Source organism: Roseivirga sp. (assembly GCF_965216855.1).
GTDB lineage: Bacteria > Bacteroidota > Bacteroidia > Cytophagales > Cyclobacteriaceae > Roseivirga.
Genome location: NZ_OZ244204.1, coordinates 2,635,584 through 2,660,959, shown reverse-complemented (window position 1 = coordinate 2,660,959; position 25,376 = coordinate 2,635,584). Strand labels below are relative to the sequence as shown.

Genomic DNA, 25,376 nt, shown 5'->3' with positions numbered 1-25,376 from the left:
TTCCTACTTTTTATTATTACAATTTTCTTGAGTTCTTTGGATTAGCATTTTCTTATCAATTATTTTCTTAGCCTTCAATATCATGGGAGGCCCAATAAATTTGCCATTCATTATTGCTACGCCTTTACCTTCCATTGTAGCCTTTTTAGATAATTCAAACAAGTCCAAGGCATTCAAATACTCCTCCTCGCTAGGTGAATAATATTGATGAATCAAATCCAATTCCTTTGGGTTTAAAGCTAGCATCCCTTCAAATCCTAATTTTTTCGATAATGAAATATTCTGTTCAAGGTCTTCAAGGTCATGTACATTGACATGAACCGTATCAATTGGAATAATCCCTTGAGCACGAGCCCCCATGGCAATCATAGCACGTGGTGTAAATAAACTAAGGTGCTCATCATCATGAATACCTTCTAAATCAGATATAAAATCTTCTGATCCGTAAGCAACAGCCACCAATCGCTTAGAAGCCCTACATATTTCTTGAACATTCATAACTGCTGCTGCCGTTTCTATAAGAGCAATAATCTTAAATGCGCCAATTGGCATTCCTTTTTCAAACTCTATTGTCTCTAATAACTTGTCAAAGAAATATATATCCTCTGCAGTCTTAGCCTTTGGATACATAAAACCATTAATTCCTTCAATGGTTAATTGATATACATCTTGAAGTAAATGACCACTTTCGCGATCATTAACTCTTGGAAAAACCACTCGATCATCTAACTGTCCATTTTTAACCAATTGGAGAATCTTATCCCTAGCTACTTGTTTGTTTTCCTTTGGTTGTACAGAATCCTCAATATCCAACAAAAGAACATCCGCCTGAGTTTGCAGTGCGCTCTTGAGTAACTTATCATTATGGGACGGTACGAAAAGCAAACTACGCATCAAAAAATTTTCCATTATGGTCGCTTTTTAGGAATTAGTATGTTTCTTCTAAAACTAAGCACCTCTTGTTTTTCTTGATTGAATACTCTGCTTTCCACAGTAACAATGCCTCTATCCCCCTTTGATTTAGAACTTCGCTTACTTAAAATTTTAGTTTCCACATAGATTGTGTCATTTACAAAAACAGGACCCTTATGTATTATATTTTCATAAGATAAATTGGCAATTGCCTTTCCACTAATATCAGGAACCGTAATGCCTACCGCTAAGCTAAAAACCAAAGTCCCAACTACCAGAACTTGACCGTGCTGCTTTTGAGAAGCATAATTTATATCCAAATGAACAGGATGATGATTCATGGTCAGCAAACTGAAAAAGTTATTATCACTTTCAAAGATTGTCTTGGAATTTGCATGCCTGATTACAGAACCTACTTCGAACTCCTCAAAATAATTACCGAACTTACTTTCCATAATTTCCTGCCAAAATTTGCTCTGATTTAATTATATGGGGTCTTTCAACTACTACTCCCTTATGTATAAAAGGTTCGTACCTCAAGTGAATCGGCTTATTAGATATGATCTCTACTATTTCTTTAGCCCTCTCGATATTCTTTTTATTGGTTTTAGAGTTAAATTCACTTAGCATCTCCAACTGCTTGGGGTGTACTATAAACTTAGACCTAAAACCCATGTCATATACATTTTCCAGCTCATCTTTGAATGAAGAATCAATATTCATAGAAGCCGTATCAATTGCCTTTAAACCAAAACTTCGTGCTAAATATAATAACTCATTACGAGCATAACTTGTATTTAAAGGGTTATGATTAGCTCCTATAAAAGACAGGAGATCATGTGTTCCCAAACCAAGACCAAATACATTTCTTTTTAAAGAACTCAAAAAATCTGGTAGATCATAGAAAAGTCTTGGATGCTCTATTAATATGATTATATTAAGGTTAATACTATCTGTTTGTAATAACTCTTGAATTTCCCTTTCACTTTTAATCTTAGGCAAAACAAACTTATTATAACCAGCTTGTTTCAGTCTATCGAATTGACTAGCGTCAATCGGCTGATTAAAGTCTGATCGTAAATTAATTCTGATCCATGACTCCAAATAAGTCTCTGGATTTTCGATTAAAAAATTGAGACCGACCTCCTTTTCTCTATCAACAACACTATCTTCCAAATCGATAATGATTTCAGCATTATAACTTCCCCTAACACGGTTAAACTTATCAAGTTTAGTTGACGGTAAGAAGAAAAACGAATCCATCATTTGATCAAAAAATTATCAATTAATCTGCAAACTCTTTCGATGTCATATTCTCCCAAATTCATAAACAATGGTAAACACAAAATTCTTCTAGAAACATCTTCAGAGATAGGGGTTTTTTTGTAATCGACCACATGTGAGTAAGTATTAACTGAAGGGTAGAAATATCTTCTAGGATAGATCTTGTGCTCACTAAACAACTCAATGATTGATACGAGAGTCTCTTCAGAATCGAAAATAACAGGGAAGTAGGAGTAGTTAGGTTCTCCCAACTCAAGCCTTTGAAAGTGTATGCTACCCAAACCACTCAAGAGTTCTTTATAGAGTTTATACTTTTTCTTTCGGTCTGCCAGAACTTCATCATAGTATTTTAGATTGGCCAACCCAAGTGCAGCGTGTACCTCAGTAACCTTACCATTAAAACCATCTTCAACAATATCTTTATCTTCGTTATGGCCGAAGAACCTGATTCTCCTTATCTTTTTATCTAAGCTCATATCGGATGTAATACAAGCCCCTCCCTCTGCCGTATTGAATAGTTTAGTAGCGTGTAGGCTTATAGCTGATATATCTCCAAACTCCAAAAGGCTTTTACCATTATAAGTTGAACCTATAGCATGTGCTGCATCATAGATAACCTTAAGATTGTGTTTCTTAGCTATTTTATCAATCGCCTCAACATCACAGGGATTACCAAAAACATGCACCGGCATTATAGCCACCGTTTTATCTGTGATACACTCTTCAATCTTACTTGGGTCAATATTAAGGGTATCTTGGTCTATATCAGCAAACACAGGTGTGCAGCCCTCCCACTTTATAGCACTTACAGTAGCAATCCAAGTAAAAGAGGGGATTATGATTTCTCCCTTTAACTCCAAGGCCTTAATAGCCATTTGTAAAGCCACAGTACCATTAGATACCAAGGTTAGATACTCTAGCCCTAATTTACTACTAAGGTCATGCTCTAGTTTCTGAACTAACGGTCCGTTGTGGGTAAGTATTCCTCTTTCCCAAACACCTTCTAAATAATGTACAAACTCGTTTAATGGAGCCAACGAAGGCTGAGTTACGTATATGGGTTTTGGCTTAGACATTTAGCTTTTCTTTAAATTGATGCAATAACCTTGATTGGTTCAGGTTTTGAGAATACTCACATTCCCTTAGTTCAGTTTGATTGCAGGATATTAAATCATAAAAATGTTCTAGCATATTTCTATATGCGTTGTCTGGACTGACTTTGATTTCTTCTGATTCAAAACCATGCTCAAATAATATACTTATCTCATTATCTGGTTTTGCTGTAAAAATTCGATTAGTTGTAATTCTGCCTTTTTGACCAATAAGTTCTACGGAGCATCTATAAAAGTTGTCGAAGCCAAATGATATTTGTCCGAAGCTACTATTTCTTGAGTGACTGAGGAAAGCCCCCCCCCAGAGGTCTATACCAGTATGAGGGTCAATATGGTTTTTAGCCGTATTAACATTCAAATCATTTCCTAAAATAATTTGAGCCAGCTTAATAGGATAAGCTCCTGCATCTAGTAAAGCACCACCACCAAGTTCTTTTGAGTACCTTATATTCGACTTGTCTGCAAAGGGTGGAAAACAAAAAGTAGAATTAAAGACTCTTAATTCTCCAAACTCCTTTCTTTGAAGCAAATCTTGGATAACTGACAACTGTTTATGAAAACGAAATTGAAAATTCTCAACTATTACGAGATTCTTAGCCCTAGCCAGTTTAATCAAGCTTGCTGTTTCTTTGTAAGAACAAGTCAAAGACTTTTCGCATAACACATGAATACCGTTTTCCAGGCAAGCCAGAATGTATTCATAATGAAGTGAGTTAGGTAAAGGAATGTAAACTGCTTCACAGCCGCCATTTTGAATCAATTCAAGATATGTTGGATAGTAGTCTATATCATTACGAAACCCTTGGGTAAAAGCATCTACTTTGGCCTTATCCCTACTAGCTATGGCTTTCAACTTGAAGATCGGTGCCTCTATAAGATTAGGAATGATTGCTCTTTTAGCAATATCCGCCAAGCCTAAGATTCCAATTGAAACACTCTTCATCTAAGCGAGTGTTAACGATGCAATGAGACTTCTTGACTGAATATTCAAGAAATTATTGAAACGAAGAAACGTTAGCATTTGATTAACAGTCATCCACATATAATTCTCTGGTAGATCCAAATCAATATCTTGAAGATGTACAATCATGTTTCTATTTTCCTCTTTGTAAAACCTTCCTCCTTCTTCGGACTGAAGAGAATCTACTAATCGATTTTGAGGCTCAGATCTCAATACTTCATCTAAGAAAGGGAGTTTTCCTTCTCCAGTTTCCCGATAATTGCCGGTTAAACATTGAACCGTAGGAGCCAATTCAACTACATCATGGTTACCACATTCTAGCTTGAGCTGAACTATAAAATGCATAACATTATTAATTTTTTTACAAACGAAGGCACACAACCCCGATTGCGCAGGTTCTACCATTGGTTGACACCACTGACTCACCTCTCTATTGCTAATAGTGACCTTTACTGGTATTACCGAGAAAAACCTCGAGTCCTTGTGATAAATTTTCTCATCGCTTAACACCCAGTCCTTGATTATTCCAAGTGGTACTTTACGAACCTCCAAATCAAATTTACTTTTTCTATCCGTAATTAGGCTGATGATCTTATCTAATGGATTGTAGCTATCTACATTTGCAAGAAAGGAATTAAGAAATGGCAAATCATTACTATCACTTCTACTAATCAAGTACTCGTAGAAATCAATAGTTTTCAGATCATACGAACCATATGAAATACCAGAAATGACTGTTCTCGTATCCATATTTACCAAATTATCTTCCTTCATTAGTTCTTTGAGCTGCCTAAGAGTAACCCAGCAGAACTCTTCTTTTACTCCTATCTCCTCCTCTACCTTTATAATAATATTTCTATTACGCTTTTTCAGAAAACGGCCACCTTGCTCAGATTGCAACTGATCAAGCAATACTGCTTCAGGTTTTGCATTTTGAAAGTATTCTAGGTATGCTGGTTTACGACCTTTATGAACTTGGCTATAATTACTTCTTGTTGCCTGAAGAGTTGGAGATAATTGAACATGGTTGATATTACCTGGCTCGATTTTAGCCTGTAAGAGAAAATGTAATACTCCATCAAATTCCTTTGTTAAGAAACCTAAGTAACCAACTTCTGGTTGGTTAATGATAGGTTGTTCCCAATAGTGTCTATTTCCCCAATTGGTTGAAACAGATATACCATCTATTGAAAAGAACTTTCCTGATTCATGCCTGAGTGCATCTTCCCTATTTAATATCCACTTGTCAAGTTGGTTAAAGGTGACTTTCTCTATTGAAACATTCACCTTTTCATTCCATTTTTTTGCCCAAGTTCTTATTTGTTCAACTGACATGAACTTAACCTGAGTTGAAACTGCACTTTTTAAAAAAAGAAACTCCTTACTCATTAAATAATGCCTAATAATTTCTACGATACTTCAATATAGCCTTCAGTTCATTGAAAATTTGGAATTTCAGAATATAGGCACCTCCCAAATACAAAGACAAGAAAAGTATGGTTGTAATAAAGACTTTAGAAAAGTCAGTTAAATTATGTAATAAACTAAAAGAATAATAGGTCAAAAAATAAACAAACAGAGCCAATAAAACCGTAGGTATTAGATCTTTAAGCTGCTCAATCAGACCATAATTGATTAATCTTCCTGAGTAGTAAGAATTTAAGATTACTGCAATAAACGAAGTTATTACACTCAGAATGATTAGGAATAATATTCCTTTAGTAAGGAACATAATTAAAAAAATAGTAATATATGATTTCTTTATTATTTCTAGCTTCAAAAAAAGATCACTTCTGCCTTTAATCTTTAAAATACCCAAATTGTATGAGCTCAGAGGATAACAAATTCCTGCAAAGCAAAGTAGTTCAAAGTATGGAATGGATTCACTCCATTTCTCTGTGAAAAGAAGATTGAATAGTGGTTCTGATGAAATATTCAGAATCAGCATAGCTGGTAAAACCCAAAATACCACCTGAATCATTAGTGCCTTGTATGATTTTTTAAGTTTCTCATCATCATTCTGAATCATAGCGAACATTGGAAATGTAACTTTATTCAACGCCGCCGATAAGTTACTTACAGGTAATCTTTGAGTCTCAAGTGCGCGAGTATAAAAACCCAAATCAGTTGAAGAGTAATATTTACCGATTAATATCTGGTAAATATTTTCATATATAGTGGTTACCAAACTGGATAAAGTAAGCTTTATCCCATAGTTGAAATGATATTTTAACTTTGCAAGATCAAATATTGCCTTAGGCCACCAATTACTTGAAAACCAAAGCAATAATGAATTAATAAATACTGCTGAAAGGTACATATAAACCAAAGACCAGACTCCAAAACCAGAATATGCCAAGGCTATACCAAGAATTCCAGAAATCAATTTGGATGGAATTTGGATTAACATTTGCTTTCGAAACTCCATTTCCTTGGTTAAGTGAGTTTCTTGAATGGATGTGAATGACGCCAAAGGAATCTGTAATGACAAAACTCTAAGAATTTTTACCAATCCTGGCTCAGAATAAAAGCTGGCAATAAATGGGCTTAGAAAGTAAACCACACAATAAATAAATACGCTAACGACTACATTCAGTATGAAGACAGTCGAATAATCACCATTATCTAAATTTTGACTTCTGATAAGCGACTGTGTCATTCCACTATCACTTAATGTCTGTCCTAGAGCAATAACTATGCTTATAAGCGCTATCTGACCAAAATCACTTGGCAATAACACTCTTGCCAGTACTACAGAAACGACAAAAGCAATACCCTTTGAAAGAAATTTCTCACTAAGAGACCAAAGAAGTCCCCTTAATGCTGTCTCTTTTAGATTTGACAATTATGCCTTTTGTAAAGAAGAATTATAAAGTAAATCATTCAAATATTCTCCGTAGCCTGATTTTTCGAGAGGGTTGGCTATTTCTTGCAGTTTTTCGGCCGAGATATAACCCATTCTGTAGGCAATCTCTTCTATACAGGAAATCTTGATGCCCTGCCTTTTCTCCAGGATCTGAACGAATTGGCCAGCCTGCATCAGTGAATCTATGGTCCCTGTGTCGAGCCAGGCTGTTCCCCTGTCCATGGTGCTCACCTTCAGCTTGCCCATTTCCAGGTACTTTTTGTTCACATCCGTTATTTCCAGTTCGCCCCTCGGGCTAGGTTTCAGGTTTCTGGCTATTTCCACAACCTGGTTGTCGTAGAAGTAGATGCCCGGCACAGCCCAGTTGGACTTGGGGTTGGCCGGTTTCTCCTCAATGGAAATGGCATTCATCCCCTCATCAAACTCCACCACCCCATAGCGCTCAGGGTCGTTCACACGGTAGGCATAAACAATACCGCCATCGGGATCGGCATTTTCCTTCAGAAGTTTGGGCAGCCCTGAGCCGTAGAAAATGTTGTCTCCGAGTATAAGGGCCACCTTGTCATTGCCAATAAAGTCTGCACCAATAGTAAATGCCTGTGCCAACCCCTCAGGCTTTGGCTGCTCGGCATAACTAAAATTACAACCAATTCTGCTGCCATCTCCTAATAGTAATTTGAAGTTAGGAAGGTCATGAGGTGTTGAAATGACGAGGATGTCCCTGATCCCAGCCAGCATGAGTATGGAAAGTGGATAATAGATCATTGGTTTGTCATAAACCGGCATCAGCTGTTTGCTAACAGCATAGGTCAAAGGATACAACCTCGTACCAGATCCTCCTGCTAGAATAATTCCTTTCATACCTGATATTGTTTTTGATAGTAGTTCTGATAGTCGCCGGAGGTGACATGGTCAAGCCATTCCTGGTTGTCCAAGTACCAATCTACGGTTTTCTCAAGGCCTTCTTCAAACTGGAGTGAAGGTTCCCAGCCCAGCTCATCCTTGATCTTTGAGGCATCTATGGCGTATCTTTTATCGTGGCCGGCCCTGTCCTTCACAAAAGTGATGAGTTTCCTTGACTCACCCTCTTTGCGGCCAAGCTTTCGGTCCATCACATCGCAGAGCAGCTCTGCAATGTCGAGGTTCTTCCACTCGTTGAACCCACCGATATTGTAGGCTTCGCCCACTTTGCCTTGATGAAAAATCACATCAATGGCCCTGGCATGGTCCACCACAAAGAGCCAGTCACGGATGTTGTCCCCCTTTCCATAGATAGGAAGGGGCTTGTTGTTCTTGATATTGTGTATGCACAGGGGCAACAGCTTTTCCGGAAATTGATTCGGCCCATAGTTGTTAGAACAGTTAGAAACCACCACCGGGAGATTGTAGGTATTGGCATAGGCACGGACAAAATGGTCTGAGCTTGCTTTGGAAGCAGAATAAGGGGACTGCGGATTGTAGGAAGTGCTTTCCAAAAAGAAGCCTGTATCTCCCAGGGAGCCGTATACCTCATCAGTGGAGATATGGTAGAACTGTTTTCCCTCAAAATTACCAGACCAGAGCTTTTTGGCCGCATTGAGCAAGTTGACAGTTCCGATAATATTAGTCTTGACAAAAGCCAGCGGGTCGGATATCGAACGGTCCACGTGGGATTCGGCAGCGAGGTGGATCACGCCATCAAACCCATGGGCAGCAAAAAGCTCATCGATAAAGGCTTCGTCAGTGATGTCGCCCTTAACAAAGGTATAGTTGGAAGCCCCCTCAATGTCTTTCAGGTTCTCAAGGTTTCCTGCATAGGTCAGCGCATCGAGGTTGTAGATGCCGTAGCCAGGGTACTTGTTCACAAAAAGGCGCACCACGTGGCTGCCAATGAAACCTGCTCCCCCGGTGATCAGTATTTTTTTTATCATCTAGAAAGTCTATCCACAACCAATGCTAGTGTAGCCATGGATCCTGCAACCGCGATAATTGACTGAAAATTAACTGGCTCCCTGTCCGGCTTTCTGCTCACGAAAATAGTTGATCCTGGTTCTACCTTTGGGTAAAATTTGAAAAACAAAAACCTTTTAGTCTGCTTCCTTCTGCCATTAGGGTATTGAATGTAGCTCCTACCTTTTTTGGCTGTCGATGTGAATCCTCCAGCATCATTGATGTAGTCTTTAAAACTGAACGTTTCGTCAAATCGAACATTGAGTGGAGAAATTACTTCACCAGCAATTCGAACCGTTTCCAACTTAGAAGGAATGGAGATCACATCTCCCTCTTTCACAATAAAATCATATTTAGAACCTGGGGTTTCGAGAATTTTAACCAAGTCCAAAACTGTAGGCTCTTCTTCTCTAATCTCTACATCCCTAATTAATGAATCCTGCTCCTGAATATCTTCGACAATTTCACGCTTTATCCGACTTCCAACTACATCTGCATCATTATCAGGTGCAATTTTATTCTGGATTTTATTTAGCCTCTCAATCAATCTGGTTTGACTGATGTTTTTCAGCTCGGACTCATCACTCAAGAGTTTAACTCTCAACTGTTGCAGATACTCTTGTGAAACTTGATCATTTGATTTAGCCGAAGAAAATTCAGTCTTTCTTACCAAAATAGCGCCTTCTGGATAGGCATAAGTAGTAAGTCCCTGCGCTCTTTTGATAATATCAGATATCCTCTCATCCTTCCTGCTGATTGAATAAGTCCCCGGAGTAATTACCTCCCCCTCTACTGTTACTTGCTGCTGTACAGTATAGCCTGGCGTTTTCCTGATATATATTTGATCAAAAGGTTCCAATAATTGATTCCGATCTTCATTATCCAATTCAAGAGACTTATCAATTTGAATGGTTAAAATTTCTGCTGTAGTGTTAAGCGAGGGATTTTTATTTCTCCTGGATATCTCTACCATAGCACCAGAAGCACCTTCGGTTAACCCTCCGGCTAGGATGATCAAGTCCTGAACAGTCATCCGTCTAAAGAATGGGTATACTCCACCCTCCAGCACTTCACCTGAGATTTGAACATAAAACTCCTCTCTTAAAGAGTAAATTGAGCTAATGCTAACAATATCTTCGCGAACTAAGGGTACATCCTCAATTTCACCGCTCATCAGGTCTTCTAAGTCAATAGGTATTACATCTTGAGAGAAGTCCTCATTCATCCGGTAAATGGTGGCTCGATTCATAAATACATCACCTCTCAAACCATCAGCCTTCTCAATCAATTGCCTCAGAGTTAAACCCGGGGTCAACTCATATTCCCCCTCTCTATAAACTGCACCATCAATCTGCACCCTGTTTCTATAACGATCAAGGATAGGAGTGATCTGAAATATATCTCCATCCTGGGGTTGAAATTGATCAAACTCAGAGGCCGTGACATCAACAACTTCTCTTTCTCTTAAGCCGTTTCTTCTAGCTGTCACTAGTGCCTTATAGGCTGTATTATTAAATCCACCAGCATAATCGAGCAAATCAGAAAAGGATTCTCCTGGTAAAACTTCATAGTAGCCAGGGCGTTTCACCTCTCCATCCAATTCTACTCTTGATTCATAAGGACGAACGATGATGACATCACCACTTTTCACCCTTAGGTTATTATTCTGAATCCCACTGATTAGGAAATCATATAAGTCCACTGTTGACTTGAGCTTCCCTTCTCTGACCAGTTGCACTCTTCTGAAAGTGCCTTTCTCAGTTGGGCCTCCGGCAGCATATAAGGAAGTAAAAACAGTAGAAAGTGATGACAACGCATAGTTGCCTGGTTGATTCACCTCACCCACTACTGAAACATTGACTGTTCTTACATTACCTAGACTAACTTGATAAAATATGGTAGGGTTTTCTCCCTTCAAGCCGCTATATATCTGACTTAAACGATTAATGATTTTCTCCTCTGCCTCCTTAATAGAGAGTCCGTTAACATATATTGGGCTTAACTGATCTGGTCTAATAGTCCCCTCTGGTGAGATTTCCAGGCGATTGTAAACTTGAGTTGCTCCCCAAAGGTCTACTACAATTTCATCACCAGCACCTAAGACATAGTCCTCAGGAGTAGGGATATTCAAATTGGGGGCAAAAGTTAAATTCTCTTTCTGAAATAGGTCAAACCCAAAAATTTTCTTTTGCTCTTCGGTCAAATCCGACTGTGATGATCCATAGGGTTTCTTGCCAAAAAGCTCACTTTCTGGCTGCAAAGTGGTTTGCCTTCCGGTAGCTAGTCCGGCTTTATCTAAATCTGAAGCTCGTTCCGGTTGCTGGCTGCGCAATTGCTCCACCCTTCTCCTCAGTTTTGTGATTTGCGACTCGGACATGCCTTGTTGTCTGGCAATGGCTTCTATCTGCTGTTCTGTATAACCACTACCTTCGGCTTGTCTCATATATTTGAGAATTTCTTCATCCGACAATTCATCTACATTAATTGTCTTCAAATCTCTTCCCATAAATGATTGGGCTTGCGTTTCATTTAGATGAAGCATTAAAAACAAAAAACAGATGAGGTATAAGCCTCTCTTGATTAATGTAGGTAGCATAGATATTTTTTGATTCGCAAGAATAAGCATTTTTAAACCTCTTGAACTTTTAAAGCAGAAATTTCTGCCTGAAGAGAATAGTTAAGCGATAAAATATTGAGTATCACCTTGCTACCCTTCCTCTTAATTAATTCACCTTTTTCACCCTTAAGAGGCCCTTCAGAAATCTCTAGCCTCTGACCCTCTTTAAGTTCAAGGTTTTCTGCCTTGGCTTCTGGGTAATCCTCCAAAAAAGCCCTAATGGCCTGAATTTCATTATCACGAATAATTACAGGCTTACTAAGCCAAAAAACAGAAGAAACAATACCCTGATCGCGAAGAACTTCTTGCCTTTCCAATTCGTCAACTTCCGCGAAAATGTAGGAAGTGAAAACTGGTTCCTTCACTTTTTTCCTTCGATCGGACCATTGCTTAATGACTGTTCTAGTCGGACAGTAAATATGTAACCCCTGTTCAGAGAGTCTATCTGCCACTTTCTTTTCATTTCTGGGCTTAGTATAAAAAGCTGTCCAATATTTTGAACCCAACTTATTCATTCCACAAAAGCAAATACTTCTCGTTTTCAAAATCCAAAGCAACGGATTCCTCCTCTGAATAATTGAGGTATTGTATTTTCTTGCTAATCATCCCTTCCACTTTCTCCACTAAATGCGTAAGATAGATTCGATCAGGATTACCTACAAAAACTAAACTGATAATATCGCTCTGTTTCCCTTTAGCAAGGTCTCCTGTGAGATAAACACTTTTCAAATCTCCAAGCTTTTCGATGACCTCTTCAACTATAGAACTAAGACCTGTTTGCTTCAGAAGAATCCCTCTTACCTCATTGAACAAAGTAAATTTGGTATTGGCTTTGTAGAACTTCTTATTTCCAATCAGTTCGCTCTCTACCATGCCTGCCTCTTCAAAACGTGACAGCTCTAATCTTACCGAGTTAGTACTTTCCTGAAACTCATCAGCTAAGCCTCTTAAATAAGACCGACTTTCTGGATTCAGAAAAAGCCTGAGCAATAGTTTAATTCTGGTTTTAGACGAAATGAGAGCTTCTAACATCTTAATTTATACAGCTTCGCCCGGTCAGTCACAACAAGCAACCTAGCAGTGAGTAGTAAAACTACTCATTCTTTAATAATCCCTAAAATAAACTGGAATAATTTTGTCGTTCAGAGTTCATCTCTCTGAAAACAATGGCTGAGCTCACCTCAGATAATTGAGCACGTTATGGATAATATGTTCCTGCTGATCGACTGTCATCTCAGTATGTATAGGAAGAGAAATAACCCTGGAGCATAAATCTTCAGTATTTGGCATATCTCCAGATTGATAGCCAAAATAAGAGTATGCCTTTTGTAAATGGTTAGGCACAGGGTAATAGATCATTGATGGAATTCCCAAAGAGCCTAGGTGGTTTACCAGACCATTTCTATCTACTCCATCTGATAATTTTAGTGTATACTGATGATAAACATGGGAACTAAATTCGGACTCGACCGGAGGTGTCAACCAATCAGCGTTTTTGAAAGCGTTTGAGTAAGTTGTTGCCACCTGATGTCGAGCAGAATTATACTCATCCAAGTATTTCAATTTAACGTTTAGAATAGCTGCTTGTAAGCTATCTAGCCGAGAGTTAACCCCAATAGAATCATGATAATACCTTTCACTCTGACCATGGTTCACAATCATCCTTAGCTTCAGAGCTAATTCGTCATTATCGGTCATGATAGCACCGCCATCACCATATGCACCTAAGTTTTTGGAAGGAAAAAAAGAGGTCGCGCCAGCATCGCCCATCGTACCGGCCATTGACTTGATTCCATTTGAGAAAGTGTACTGCGCCCCTATCGCCTGCGCTGTATCTTCAAAAACCAGGAGATTCTTATCCTTTGCCACCCTAAGTAGTCTTTCCATATCTACACACTGTCCATAAAGATGAACAGGGACTATTGCAACAGACTTATCGGTAACCTTAGACTCTAAATCTTCAATATCTATATTGAAAGTGTCAGGATACACTTCAACAAAAACAGGAGTATAACCTAGAAGGGCTATGACTTCTACTGTTGCCACATATGTATAAGAAGGTACCAAAACTTCAGATCCTTTTGGAAAATCGTAGGCCATCATTATACACTGAAGAGCATCAGTACCATTCGCACATGGAATTACATGTTTTACGTTAAGATATGCTTGCAGATTAGCCTGAAAATCCTGAACAGCCGGGCCATTAATAAATGCCGCTGAATCGAGTACTTTGTCTAATTCGGACTTAACCTCTTCTTTGATTTTAGCAAATTGACCTACGAGGTCAACCATTCTGATTGGCTCCATTATACCTGATAAAATTCCCTATACCACTTGATGAATTGTCCTACCCCGTACTCCAAGGAAGTCTGAGGCTTATAACCCAGATTATTGATCAAATCTTCAACGTCTGCATATGTTGCTGCCACATCACCTGCCTGCATAGGCATGAAGTTCTTCTCAGCTTCCTTGCCAAGTGCTTTCTCAATGATCGAAATAAAATCCATCAATTTGACAGGAGAGTTATTGCCAATATTATAGACTGTATATGGTGCCTTAGCTGTTCCTGGATCAGGGTTCTTGCCACTCCATTCTGGATTTCCCGTTGGAGGATTATCATTTACTCTTATAACCCCTTCAACAATATCATCTATATAGGTAAAGTCCCTTGACATTTCACCGTTATTGAAGATATTAATCGGTTTACCTTCCAAAATCGCCTTGGTAAATAGGAAAAGGGCCATATCTGGCCTGCCCCATGGCCCATAAACTGTAAAAAACCTTAATCCAGTGGTTGGCAAATTAAAGAGATGACTATAGGTGTGTGCCATCAACTCATTGCTCTTCTTACTGGCAGCATAAAGGCTTATAGGGTGGTCTACATTGTGATGAATTGAAAACGGCATTGTTTCATTCAACCCATAAACGGAAGAACTACTTGCATATGACAAGTGCTTCACCCCATTATGTCTGCAGGCCTCTAATATGTTTACAAAGCCGACTATATTGCTGTCAATATAAGCTCTGGGATTTTCAAGACTATATCTTACACCCGCCTGAGCCGCAAGATTAATAACCTTATCAAACTTCTCAGAAGCAAAAAGGCCATTCAATGCCTCTGAATCTTCTAGTTGCAATTTTATAAACTGGTAATTAGGGTGTACTGAACTCTGTACCAATCTACCGTATTCAACAGCTTCAATATCAATACCTGTCAGCTCCAATCTACCATGCTTAACACGAAGGTCATAATAGTCATTGACAGAATCTAGACCGACCACCTGATCTCCTCTCTCCAGAAGTCTTTTGGCAAGGTGAAACCCTATGAATCCAGCTGTTCCGGTAATTAATACTTTTGACATTATAGTCTTAAGGTTACTTTTTCTCTGGGAAGGAATGATTTCACATCGTAGACAATCGGATTGCCATTAAGCACGTCTATAAACGAGCCGCCAAATTCTTTGTGAGCTACAGCCAACACAACTCCTTCATAAGAAGTTTGATCTAACGTATCTTTGTTGATCAGATTCAATCCGTATTCATGGCTAACTTCACCGGCATTAGCCCATGGGTCATACACATCTACATTCACGTCAAAATCCTGTAGCTCCCTGATAATATCAATAACCCTTGAGTTTCTAATGTCTGGACAATTCTCCTTAAATGTAATCCCAAGAACTAGGACTTTAGATTTACTCACCACCGAACCGGCCTTCATTAACAGCTTTACCATGGCGCTGGCTACATATGGACCAATCGAATTATTAAGCCTTCTCCCGGCAAGCAAAATCTGAGGATAGTAACCCACTTTTTGAGCTTTCTGAGCCAGATAGTATGGATCTACTCCAATACAGTGTCCTCCAACAAGTCCCGGTCTAAAAGGCAGAAAATTCCATTTAGTGCCAGCTGCCTCTAAAACATCAACCGTATCGATACCCATCTTATTGAAGATCATCGCCAATTCGTTAACAAAAGCGATGTTAATATCTCTTTGGGAGTTCTCAATTACCTTTGCCGCTTCGGCTACCCGAATAGAGGCTGCTTTAAATGTCCCAGCTGTAATTACCGATTTATACAACGAGTCTACTCTCTCAGCTATCTCAGGAGTAGAGCCTGAAGTAACCTTTAGTATTTTTGTAACTGTGTGTTCTTTGTCTCCCGGGTTAATTCTCTCAGGAGAATATCCACAATAGAAATCCTGATTATAGGTCAGGCCTGAAGCTTTTTCCAATTCAGGCACACAATCCTCTTCAGTGGCCCCTGGGTAAACCGTAGACTCATAAATCACAATATCACCCTTCTTCAAAACCACCCCAACAGTCTGAGAAGCTTTAATCAGAGGAGTTAGATCAGGGTTATAATCATCGTCAATAGGAGTAGGAACTGTAACAATGTAAATGTTACAATCTTTGATATCATCCAGATGACAAGTGTTATAAAGACCTGTAGAGTCATCCTTATTAATCAAAACTGATTTGAGCAGGTCATCTTCTACTTCTAATGTATGGTCTTTACCACTATTGAGCTCTTGAATACGTCTCTCATTAATATCAAAACCAACTACGCTATATTTCTCTGCGAAGGCAACGGCAAGCGGTAAGCCCACATAACCCAAACCTATAACGGCAATCTTATCTGTCATTGTTCTTAGTAAACCTTGAAAAAAGGATTTAGAAGATTTGATTTATTATAATTCAATTCCTGGCCATCGATTGTTCTAACATGACCACCCAATGCCTTAATTATAGCATGGGCAGCCGCTGTATCCCATTCCATAGTCGGTGCAAATCTAGGATAAATATCGGCTTTGCCTTGGGCAATCATCATGAATTTTAATGAGCTTCCCATACTCACAACTTCTGGAGAATTAAGTTTATCAAGAAATTGTTCGGTCTCAACACTCAAATGTGACCTTGAAGCAACAACTTTGATTCCTTCAATTGTTTCATCCAATTCCCTAATTTCAGATAATGAAGTTGTTTGTTCTCCTTCATATAGAAAAGCACCCAAACCTACAGCACCATAAAACTGCTGACCCAATACCGGAGCTTCTACTACTCCCAATAGGGGTCTGCCTTGTTTAACAAGGGCAATATTAACGGTAAACTCTCCATTTCTTTTGATAAACTCCTTGGTTCCATCCAGAGGGTCGACAATCCATAGTAAATCCCATGCTAACCTTTCCTTTATGGAAATATCCTTCCCTTCCTCACTCAATATCGGAATCCCGGTTTTCTCAAGATATGATACAATTATCTCATGACTAGTTTGATCAGCCAGAGTCAATGGTGAGTGGTCTGACTTCAGACTAATCTCAAAATTATCCGAATTGTATATAGTCAATATGGCCTTACTTGCCTCCGAAGACGCCAGTCTCGCCATTTCTAGTAAATTTTCAATCTCCATTATTTAGATGATCATACCCGCAGCAACCGTCTCATTAGTTGTTTCATCAACAAGAATTATCGCCCCTGTTGATCTGTTTTTACGATAACTGTCATGTAGCAATGGTTTTGTCGTTCTCAAAGACACTTTGATTATATCATTAAGTGAAATCTTCTCAAATTCCTGCTCTCTATGAAGAGTGTTAATATCGAGCTTATAATGAATACTCTTAACCATGGATTTAACCTCATTGCTGGTATGCAATAATGTGTATTTGGATCTTATCTGAGGTTCTGAAGAGGAGAACCAACATAACATAACATCTACATCTTGAGAAACCGTAGGTTGATTTCCAGACCTTACGATCATATCACCCCTTCCAACATCAATGTCGTCTTCGAGGGTCATTGCTATGCTCATTGGTGCGAAGGCTTCTTCAATCTCTTCGTTCATTAAATGAATATGTTTGATGACAGAAGAAAAACCGGAGGGTAAGACTGTGACACTATCTCCCTTTTTAAAAACTCCACCTGCAACACGTCCGGCATAACCTCTGTAATCGTGATATTCATCACTTTTAGGTCTCAATACAGTCTGAACTGGAAACCTACAGTCTATATGATTGTGATCACTCGCAATATGAATTGTTTCTAATGTATAAAGAAGAGTGGAGCCTTTATACCAAGGCATGTGCTCTGACTTGTTTACTACATTGTCGCCATTGAGGGCGCTAATCGGGATGAATCGAATATCCTTTACATCCAGTTTGGCTGCAAAGTCCTCATAATCTGACTTAATCTTTTCAAATACATCTTCACTGTAATCCACCAAATCCATTTTATTGATACATACAATGATGTGTGGTATTTGAAGTAATGAGGCAATAAAGCTGTGCCTGCAGGTCTGTTCTACAATGCCCTTTCGTGCATCGATTAAAATGAGGGCCAAGTTAGCCGTTGAGGCTCCCGTAACCATGTTACGGGTATATTGAATGTGACCCGGGGTATCTGCAATAATGAATTTTCTTTTGGGTGTGGCAAAATATCTATATGCCACATCAATTGTAATACCTTGTTCTCTTTCGTCTTTCAATCCATCTGTTAACAAAGCCAGGTCAGTGTGACTCAAGCCTCGCTTTTTACTGGAAGAGGCAACATGCTCCAATTGATCTTCAAAAATTGATTTACTATCGAAAAGCAACCTGCCAATCAAAGTACTCTTACCATCGTCAACACTTCCCGCAGTTGTAAAGCGAAGAAGCTCCATATCCAAATAAGAATTATCCATTAGAAATAGCCCTCCTTTTTTCTATCCTCCATTGATGTCTCAGACCTTTTATCATCTGCCCTGTTTCCGCGTTCTGTTTGTCTCGCAGCAGCCACCTCGCCAATAATCTTTTCAACAGTATCAGCATCAGATTCGATGCCTCCTGTTATAGTAATATCACCTAGCGTTCTGAACCTAACCGTTTTATTCAGAACCTCTTCACCTTCACGCAATTGTAAGAACTCTGAAACAGGTAGCCAGGAATTGTTTCTCCAGACCACATCTCTTTTATGCGCAATGTATAACGAGGGGATCTCAATCTCTTCGGCAAGGATATATTGCCACACATCCATTTCAGTCCAGTTAGAAATGGGAAATACTCTAAAATGCTCTCCGTAATTTTTCTTCCCGTTAAAAAGATTCCATAGTTCAGGTCGTTGATTCTTTGGATCCCATTGCCCAAAATCGTCTCTATGCGAAAAGAACCTTTCCTTAGCTCTGGCTTTTTCCTCATCCCTTCTTGCTCCTCCCATTAGAGCATCGAATTGATACTCCTCAATCGCATCTAATAGCGTAGTGATTTGAAGCCAATTGCGAGAGGCATCTTTTCCAGTTTCTTCTTTTACCCTGCCTTTATCTATAGACTCCTGAACCAAAGGGGCAATCAATTCTGCTCCAATTTCATTCGCCAATTGATCGCGAAAAACAATTGTCTCAGGAAAGTTGTGACCAGTATCAATATGAACTAATGGAAAAGGTATTTTGGCGGGCCAAAATGCCTTTCTAGCCAGATGTGTAACAACAATAGAATCTTTACCTCCAGAAAACAAAATACCAGGCTTCTCAAATTGTGAATAGACCTCTCTTATCACATAAATGGCTTCCGCCTCTAGTTCCCTTAAGTGTGTTAAATTATACCTGGACATTTTGCCTTACAGATATTTTAGGTTCAACAATTTCAAGTAATCTATGAAGAGACTCTTTAGAAGGCTCTTCTGCCGTTTTAATGACTAGTTCGGGAGACTCAGGACGCTCAAAAGGAGAATCAATACCGGTAAAGTTCTTGATTTTCCCTTCTCTGGCTTTTTTATAAAGCCCCTTCACATCTCTTTGCTCACAAACCTCTAATGGACAATCTACAAACACTTCAACAAACCGGTCCTTCCCAACCAAGTCTCTCACCTTCTCTCTATCGGACTTAAAAGGAGAAACGAATGAAGAGAGAATTACAACTCCGGCATCCAGAAAGAGTTTAGACACCTCTCCGATCCTTCTGATATTCTCTACTCTGTCCTCTTCTGTAAATGCCAAATCCATACAAAGTCCATGTCTGATATTATCGCCATCCAAGGCATATGTCTTATAGCCAGACTCATGTAGTTCGTTTTCCAAAAGGTTTGACAGTGTTGACTTTCCAGATCCCGAAAGACCCGTAAACCAAACCAAAATCCCTTTTTGGCCTAAAAGCTTTTCACGCTTCTCTACATCAACCTTAAACTCTTGCTTAACTATATTCTCGGATACAGCCTCAGCACGTTTTAACCTTCTTTTCCTCTCTTGCTTTCTATCTAAACCAAAGTTGATTCTGTACCAAATGCGCTCATGCAAATAGTAAAGAAGCATCTTTGTCACAACCTCAGCGGCACCAATTTTGAGCCCGGTAGCCGGACTTCCGGAAATAACCCAAGCCAATATCATGGTATCGATTGTACCTACGATCCTCCATGTTATTGTCTTGGCCAAATGCCTTACTCTGCTATCCGCCATATCATTGGTTTGAAAATCACAAACCTAATCAATTAATAGCAAGTCGGGTAATTTTAAATGGTGACTATATCCCTTCTTACCCTATCATTATTATAGACTAATAATGTCGCAAACATAATATATATTTGAATTCCAGATGAACAATTCACTGATATTTACTCTAATCGGCAAAGAATTTCGCTCAGAATGGCGTCAGAAATATGCTTTGAACGGGATGGTCCTCTATCTAGCATCTACAATCTTTGTCTGTTACATGAGTTTCAACCTCAAAGTTGGCACTATCTCGCCACTAACCTGGAACGCCCTTTTCTGGATAATCATTCTATTTGCCGGGGTTAACTCTGTAGCCAAAAGTTTCATCCAGGAAGCGAATGGGAGACTCTTATACTACTATTCGATAGCCAAGCCTGAACAAATTATTGTATCTAAAACCATCTACTATGCCCTGTTGATGATGGGGCTAACTTTAGTCGGCTATTTTTTCTACAGTGCTGTAATGGGCAATCCTGTTTTCGACAAACCCATGTTTCTGGTAACCATTCTCCTTGCCTCAACTGGCTTTGCTTCTGCTTTAACCATGCTTTCAGGAATCGCCTCTAAGGCTCCAAACAGCAGTACTCTGATAGCGGTACTGAGCTTTCCTGTAATTATTCCGATGCTTCTGGTTATAATCAAATGTTCCAGAAATGCCATTGATGGCATAGACAGAGCTATATATCTCGATCAGATCCTGACTCTGGTTGGCATAAATGCCATTATAATTGCGGTATCCTACCTCTTATTCCCCTATCTTTGGCGCTCATAAGTCAAAGATAGTTGACCATGAAAAAGAAGTGGTGGAAAATCCTCTGTATTGCGCTCCTCACCTACGCCATAATAGGGGCTCTTTTGTTTGAAGTTCCCAGGCTGAAAATACTAAACGAAACTATTCGAAATCTTCACTTTCACGTTACCATGTGGTTTGCCATGATTATTCTGCTCACCACATCCGTTGTGTATGCCATCAAACATCTTCGGTCCAACAAACTCGAGCATGATCACATTTCTGTGGAGTTCGCCAATGCTGGAGTGTTATTTGGAGTGCTTGGAATTACAACCGGAGCTATCTGGGCTGGTTTTACCTGGGGAGAACCATGGAGTGGAGACCCTAAGCAGAATAGCAGTGCTATAGCCCTTCTTATTTATTTTGCCTATCTGGTTCTTAGAAATTCTCTTGAAGACCAGCAGCAAAAAGCAAGAGTAAGCGCTATTTACAACGTATTTGCCTATGCTGCATTAATACCATTATTGTTTATTCTACCCCGAATGACAGATAGTTCTTTACATCCTGGAAATGGTGGCAATCCCGGCTTTAATGCCTATGATTTGGATAGCAGACTTCGACTCGTCTTTTACCCTGCGATTATCGGATGGACACTGTTAGGGGTTTGGCTGGTATCATTGAGAGTGAGAATAAGAAGAATAAAAACGGCTCTAGAAGATTAGTAATATGAAAAAGTATTTGATCACACTCCATTTGTTCATGTCTCTGAGTGTTGTTGCCCAGGACGGAGCTTACTCTATTAATGAAGATGACTATGGCAACACCTCTGTTGAAATGGCAGATACCATGAGGTCCAATGGTAAAATTTATGTGGTGGTAGCAGTAGTCATGACCATCTTCACGGGACTCATTGCCTATACCATTGTCATCGACAGAAAAGTCTCCAGAATTGAGAAGGAGGTTTTCAACGAAAAAGGTTAATTCTTAGGCATTTGTGTTGTAGTTTTGCCCTATCTTAAGAAACCGAGGAGGAGATGAAAAAGTCAAGTATAATTGGTTTGGTAGTAATAGCGATTGCAGTAGCTATTATCATTTCAACATCTGGTAATGCCAGCTCATACGCCAACTTCGATGAGGCCTATTCTCTAGCCGCCAGCGGCAGTGCTGAATCCATTCATGTAGTAGGTGAATTGAAAAAAGATGCCAGAGGGGAAGTTGTCGGCCTACAGTCTAGTGACGACATGCTTTCTGTTGAATTTATTCTGGTAGACGAAAACCAAAAAGAGCAGAAAGTTTACTTAAATCAGCCAATGCCAACCGACCTCTTGAAATCTGATAAAGTGGTAGTAATTGGCGGTTATCAAAACGACAAGTTTGTTGCTAACAAAGTACTTCTCAAGTGTCCTTCCAAATACGAAGAAACCTCTCTCTAAGGCCTAAGGGTAAAGGATGAAAGGGTTTAGAAGTTTAATAGTCTGGCAAAAAGCTCATCATCTGGCGCTTGAGGTTTATAAAGCCTCTGAATCTTTCCCTAAGCCTGAACAGTTTGCAGTTACTAATCAGCTGAGAAGAGCGGCACTTTCGGTACCAACCAATATTGCAGAAGGCAGTGGTAGAAAAAGTAAAAAAGAATATGCCCAGTTTTTAAACATTTCTATGGGCTCGATTCATGAAACAGAATATTTACTGGAGTTCTCGAAAGACTTAGAATACATTGAAGAACCCCTGGCTACAGCATTCTTTGAGAAAATTGAAGAAATCAAGTCAATGTTATTTGTCCTTATAAAAAACCTTAATTCTTAACCCTTGATCCTTGCTACAGTTCATACCACAATAGGTAATATCGGTCATTTACTAGTTATCATCTCCTTTGTTACCTCTATTATTGCCGCGTTTGCCTATGGCAAAGCAGCTTTAAATAATGAAATAGGCAATGCTTCATGGATCAAATTTGCGAGATACACCTTCTGGATTCATGGTACGGCTGTTTTAGGAACTGCTGTTACCCTCTTCCTAATCATCTATAACAATTACTTTGAGTACCATTACGCCTGGTCTCACGCTTCCAAAGATCTGCCTGTTCATTATATGATAGCCTGTTTCTGGGAAGGGCAGGAAGGTAGTTTCCTCATCTGGTCTGTATGGAACGCACTGCTTGGTTTTATTCTCATAAAAACTAACAAAAAATGGGAAGCCCCTGTAATGACTGTTTTCGCAGCCGTCCAGGCTTTCCTTGCCTCAATGATCTTAGGTGTAGTAGTCTTTGGCGACATGAAACTGGGCTCGTCTCCATTCCTTCTTCTAAGAGATGTAATGAACGATACTGTCTTCTTAATCAACCCTGACTTTATCCCTGAAGATGGTACTGGATTGAATCCTCTGCTTCAAAACTACTGGATGGTTATTCACCCTCCCATGACATTTTTGGGCTTTGCCCTTACACTGATCCCTTTCTCATTTTGTATAGCCGGCCTATGGCGTAAGGACTTTAAAGACTGGATCAGACCAGCTTTACCATGGACGATTTTCGGAGGAGTAATTCTGGGAACGGCCATCGTAATGGGTGCTTATTGGGCTTATGAAACACTCAACTTTGGTGGCTATTGGAATTGGGACCCTGTTGAAAACGCTGTCTATATACCATGGCTTACCTTGATTGCCAGTATGCATACCATGATCATTTTTAAGAAAAATGACACTGCTTTAAAGACTTCAATAGTATTGGTGATTTCAACCTTCATACTAATATTATATGCAACTTTCCTAACCCGAAGCGGTATTCTCGGCAATACATCTGTTCATTCATTTACTGATTTGGGGCTATCCGGTCAGCTCCTGCTTTATCTCTTATTCTTTATCGCAGCTTCCATTTTCATTGCGGCAAGGGTTTGGAAACAATTACCAACCTCGGAAAAGGAAGCCAGTGCTTACTCAAGAGAGTTCTGGATATTTATTGGTGCCCTGGTACTGTGTCTTATGTCCTTCCAGGTCCTAATTCCTACTTCCTTTCCTGTAATTAATAAGATTGTAGAATTATTTGGAGGTATTTCCAGCCTGGCCCCACCAACCGATCAGGTGGCCTTCTATTCCAAATGGCAGGTATGGTTCGGAATAGGTATAGCGCTATTATCAGGTACAGGTCAATTCTTCTTTTGGAAGAAAATGGATAAAGAAAAGCTGAAAACAGCTATGACTTTCCCTGTTCTGATTTCTCTTGTCTTGTCAGCCCTCATTTTTGTTTTGGAAGACATTTATAATCCGCTCTACATTGTGGTATTGGTTGCCGGTATGTATTCCATTGTTTCCAACTTCAAGATCATGATCGATCTCATCAGGTCCAGAAGTTACAAACTGACAGGTGGCTCAATTGCCCATATCGGTATTGCCATGATGCTTATTGGTATTATGTTTTCAGAGGGTTACTCGAGAGTGATTTCTAAAAATACCACGATCATCAGCCGGGAGTTTACTGAAGAGCAAAACACCAATAACGTAGTCCTCTTCCTTAATGACCCCAAGCCTATGGCTGGTTACTCACTACTTTATAAAAGTGAAGGCCTCAAGGCTGAAGGCATTCCTGGTTATATCAGAAAGTCTTATCTGGACAACACTGAAAATGCCCATTATAAAGTTACAAGAGTAAACATTTCCAAAAACGGAGAACAAGTTGCTGCAGCTGGGGATACATTGTACTTCAGAACTCCTGAAAACACCTATCACGAAGTAGAATACACTTCCCTGAGTTCAGGCCGTAAGTTTACTCTTTATCCAAGAACTCAGAAAAATGAGGAAATGGGCCAGACTGTGGTGTCCCCTGATATTAAAAAACAATGGAATCGAGACCTGTATACTTTTGTAGCCCTAGATTCCGACTTTAATGATGAGAATACAGAGTGGAGCGAAAAAGAAATTATCACTGTAAAGCCGGGTGAACGTTTTTTCATCAATGATTATGTAGCCGACTTCAAGGGACTTGAAAGAATTCCCCGGGTTAATTTTGTAGACATGGGACCCGAAGATGCAGCCGTTAAGGCGAACATCGAGGTATTCATAGAAAATGACCAGAGGCTCTATTTGGAACCTAAGTTTATCATTAAAGACAACAACCTCGGTAGACCGCCTGAAGTAAATCAGGAAATAGCCTCTCGCGTTACTTTGGAAAATATCAACCCAGAAGATGGCTCCGTGGAACTTGGCATCGAAACCACTCAAAAAGACTGGATTATTCTACAAGCGATAGAGAAGCCTCAGATCAATATCTTGTGGATAGGCACCATTGTTATGATTGTTGGTTTTATAGTTGCTACGAGAAGACGCTACATAGACTTCATGAAAATGAGGGATAAAGGAATGGCGTAAATGAACAGTTGGTCTTCAAGTTTCTTTATCCCTTTCCTAAAGTATTCGAAACTTGAAAACCTCCTGGCCTCTTGAAGGTCAGGACTAATCAGGTAGCCTTCACTCCAAATAATATCATTTCCTCTTCCCTTCAAATTTCCCTATTTTGAAAGAAT

25 protein-coding genes and 1 pseudogene are annotated in these 25,376 nt (G+C 39.4%); 6 read left to right on the top strand and 20 right to left on the bottom strand.

Annotated elements, in window-relative coordinates; genetic code table 11:
- Positions 1-3: 3 nt before the first annotated feature.
- The 20 genes and pseudogenes from ACOOEY_RS11775 to ACOOEY_RS11680 all read right to left on the bottom strand — a co-directional run.
- On the bottom strand, positions 4-909 hold the full coding sequence (locus ACOOEY_RS11775) for an HpcH/HpaI aldolase/citrate lyase family protein (protein WP_420384912.1): 906 nt from the start codon (positions 907-909) through the stop codon (positions 4-6).
- Complete coding sequence (locus tag ACOOEY_RS11770; RefSeq protein ID WP_420384911.1) at positions 909-1,367, bottom strand: MaoC family dehydratase; 459 nt, start codon at positions 1,365-1,367, stop codon at positions 909-911. The genes ACOOEY_RS11775 and ACOOEY_RS11770 overlap by 1 nt, the downstream gene beginning before the upstream one ends.
- Positions 1,357-2,178: an aldolase/citrate lyase family protein gene (locus ACOOEY_RS11765; protein WP_420384910.1), complete on the bottom strand. Its 822-nt coding sequence runs from the start codon at positions 2,176-2,178 to the stop codon at positions 1,357-1,359. Before ACOOEY_RS11765 ends, ACOOEY_RS11770 begins: the two co-directional genes overlap by 11 nt.
- Positions 2,175-3,272 carry a DegT/DnrJ/EryC1/StrS family aminotransferase gene (locus ACOOEY_RS11760; protein WP_420384909.1) on the bottom strand — a complete coding sequence of 366 codons (1,098 nt, stop codon included), beginning with the start codon at positions 3,270-3,272 and terminating at the stop codon, positions 2,175-2,177. Before ACOOEY_RS11760 ends, ACOOEY_RS11765 begins: the two co-directional genes overlap by 4 nt.
- Complete coding sequence (locus ACOOEY_RS11755) at positions 3,265-4,251, bottom strand: Gfo/Idh/MocA family protein (protein WP_420384908.1); 987 nt, start codon at positions 4,249-4,251, stop codon at positions 3,265-3,267. The genes ACOOEY_RS11760 and ACOOEY_RS11755 overlap by 8 nt, the downstream gene beginning before the upstream one ends.
- Complete coding sequence (locus ACOOEY_RS11750; RefSeq protein WP_420384907.1) at positions 4,252-5,658, bottom strand: NDP-hexose 2,3-dehydratase family protein; 1,407 nt, start codon at positions 5,656-5,658, stop codon at positions 4,252-4,254.
- 10 nt (positions 5,659-5,668) lie between these two features.
- Positions 5,669-7,114, bottom strand: coding sequence for a lipopolysaccharide biosynthesis protein (locus ACOOEY_RS11745; RefSeq protein ID WP_420384906.1), 1,446 nt, complete (start codon positions 7,112-7,114; stop codon positions 5,669-5,671).
- Entirely contained in the window at positions 7,115-7,996 is an 882-nt protein-coding gene (gene rfbA, locus ACOOEY_RS11740; protein WP_420384905.1) for a glucose-1-phosphate thymidylyltransferase RfbA, read from the bottom strand. It lies immediately after the preceding gene.
- On the bottom strand, positions 7,993-9,045 hold the full coding sequence (gene rfbB, locus ACOOEY_RS11735; protein WP_420384904.1) for a dTDP-glucose 4,6-dehydratase: 1,053 nt from the start codon (positions 9,043-9,045) through the stop codon (positions 7,993-7,995). Before rfbB ends, rfbA begins: the two co-directional genes overlap by 4 nt.
- On the bottom strand, positions 9,042-11,570 hold the full coding sequence (locus tag ACOOEY_RS11730) for an SLBB domain-containing protein (protein WP_420384903.1): 2,529 nt from the start codon (positions 11,568-11,570) through the stop codon (positions 9,042-9,044). Before ACOOEY_RS11730 ends, rfbB begins: the two co-directional genes overlap by 4 nt.
- 122 nt (positions 11,571-11,692) lie before the next feature.
- Positions 11,693-12,196 (bottom strand): UpxY family transcription antiterminator, encoded by a 504-nt coding sequence (locus ACOOEY_RS11725; RefSeq protein WP_420384902.1) that lies wholly within the window; start codon positions 12,194-12,196, stop codon positions 11,693-11,695.
- Positions 12,189-12,713, bottom strand: coding sequence for a winged helix-turn-helix domain-containing protein (locus ACOOEY_RS11720; RefSeq protein WP_420384901.1), 525 nt, complete (start codon positions 12,711-12,713; stop codon positions 12,189-12,191). The genes ACOOEY_RS11725 and ACOOEY_RS11720 overlap by 8 nt, the downstream gene beginning before the upstream one ends.
- Before the next feature lie 144 nt (positions 12,714-12,857).
- Positions 12,858-13,988, bottom strand: a complete 1,131-nt coding sequence (locus tag ACOOEY_RS11715) for a DegT/DnrJ/EryC1/StrS family aminotransferase (protein ID WP_420384900.1) — start codon at positions 13,986-13,988, stop codon at positions 12,858-12,860.
- Positions 13,988-15,043, bottom strand: a complete 1,056-nt coding sequence (locus ACOOEY_RS11710) for an NAD-dependent epimerase (RefSeq protein ID WP_420384899.1) — start codon at positions 15,041-15,043, stop codon at positions 13,988-13,990. Before ACOOEY_RS11710 ends, ACOOEY_RS11715 begins: the two co-directional genes overlap by 1 nt.
- Positions 15,043-16,323: a nucleotide sugar dehydrogenase gene (locus ACOOEY_RS11705; RefSeq protein ID WP_420384898.1), complete on the bottom strand. Its 1,281-nt coding sequence runs from the start codon at positions 16,321-16,323 to the stop codon at positions 15,043-15,045. Before ACOOEY_RS11705 ends, ACOOEY_RS11710 begins: the two co-directional genes overlap by 1 nt.
- A 5-nt stretch (positions 16,324-16,328) precedes the next feature.
- On the bottom strand, positions 16,329-17,087 hold the full coding sequence (gene cysQ, locus ACOOEY_RS11700; protein ID WP_420384897.1) for a 3'(2'),5'-bisphosphate nucleotidase CysQ: 759 nt from the start codon (positions 17,085-17,087) through the stop codon (positions 16,329-16,331).
- A 3-nt stretch (positions 17,088-17,090) separates the two neighbouring features.
- Positions 17,091-18,353: a sulfate adenylyltransferase subunit 1 gene (locus tag ACOOEY_RS11695; RefSeq protein WP_420384896.1), complete on the bottom strand. Its 1,263-nt coding sequence runs from the start codon at positions 18,351-18,353 to the stop codon at positions 17,091-17,093.
- A complete protein-coding gene (gene cysD / locus ACOOEY_RS11690) occupies positions 18,353-19,258 on the bottom strand; it encodes a sulfate adenylyltransferase subunit CysD (RefSeq protein WP_420384895.1) in 906 nt (301 codons plus the stop codon). Before cysD ends, ACOOEY_RS11695 begins: the two co-directional genes overlap by 1 nt.
- The gene (gene cysC / locus ACOOEY_RS11685) at positions 19,245-19,844 is read right to left on the bottom strand and encodes an adenylyl-sulfate kinase (RefSeq protein ID WP_420388651.1); all 600 of its coding nucleotides are present in this window, start codon (positions 19,842-19,844) and stop codon (positions 19,245-19,247) included. Before cysC ends, cysD begins: the two co-directional genes overlap by 14 nt.
- Positions 19,845-19,934: 90 nt before the next feature.
- Positions 19,935-20,099 (bottom strand): annotated as a pseudogene (locus ACOOEY_RS11680) (DUF2061 domain-containing protein); the annotation flags it as partial.
- 136 nt (positions 20,100-20,235) lie between these two features.
- Here ACOOEY_RS11680 and ACOOEY_RS11675 point away from each other — a divergent pair.
- The 6 genes from ACOOEY_RS11675 to ACOOEY_RS11650 are packed head-to-tail and all read left to right on the top strand — an operon-like array spanning position 20,236 to position 25,221.
- Positions 20,236-20,904, top strand: a complete 669-nt coding sequence (locus ACOOEY_RS11675; protein WP_420384894.1) for a heme exporter protein CcmB — start codon at positions 20,236-20,238, stop codon at positions 20,902-20,904.
- Positions 20,905-20,921: 17 nt separating this feature from the next.
- Positions 20,922-21,584 carry a cytochrome c biogenesis protein CcsA gene (ccsA, locus tag ACOOEY_RS11670; protein WP_420384893.1) on the top strand — a complete coding sequence of 221 codons (663 nt, stop codon included), beginning with the start codon at positions 20,922-20,924 and terminating at the stop codon, positions 21,582-21,584.
- A gap of 4 nt (positions 21,585-21,588) precedes the next feature.
- Positions 21,589-21,843, top strand: a complete 255-nt coding sequence (locus tag ACOOEY_RS11665; RefSeq protein ID WP_420384892.1) for a CcmD family protein — start codon at positions 21,589-21,591, stop codon at positions 21,841-21,843.
- 53 nt (positions 21,844-21,896) lie between these two features.
- Entirely contained in the window at positions 21,897-22,295 is a 399-nt protein-coding gene (locus ACOOEY_RS11660; protein WP_420384891.1) for a cytochrome c maturation protein CcmE, read from the top strand.
- A 16-nt stretch (positions 22,296-22,311) separates the two neighbouring features.
- Positions 22,312-22,665: a four helix bundle protein gene (locus ACOOEY_RS11655; protein WP_420384890.1), complete on the top strand. Its 354-nt coding sequence runs from the start codon at positions 22,312-22,314 to the stop codon at positions 22,663-22,665.
- Between the two features lie 3 nt (positions 22,666-22,668).
- Positions 22,669-25,221, top strand: coding sequence for a heme lyase CcmF/NrfE family subunit (locus tag ACOOEY_RS11650; protein ID WP_420384889.1), 2,553 nt, complete (start codon positions 22,669-22,671; stop codon positions 25,219-25,221).
- Positions 25,222-25,376 lie beyond the last annotated feature (155 nt).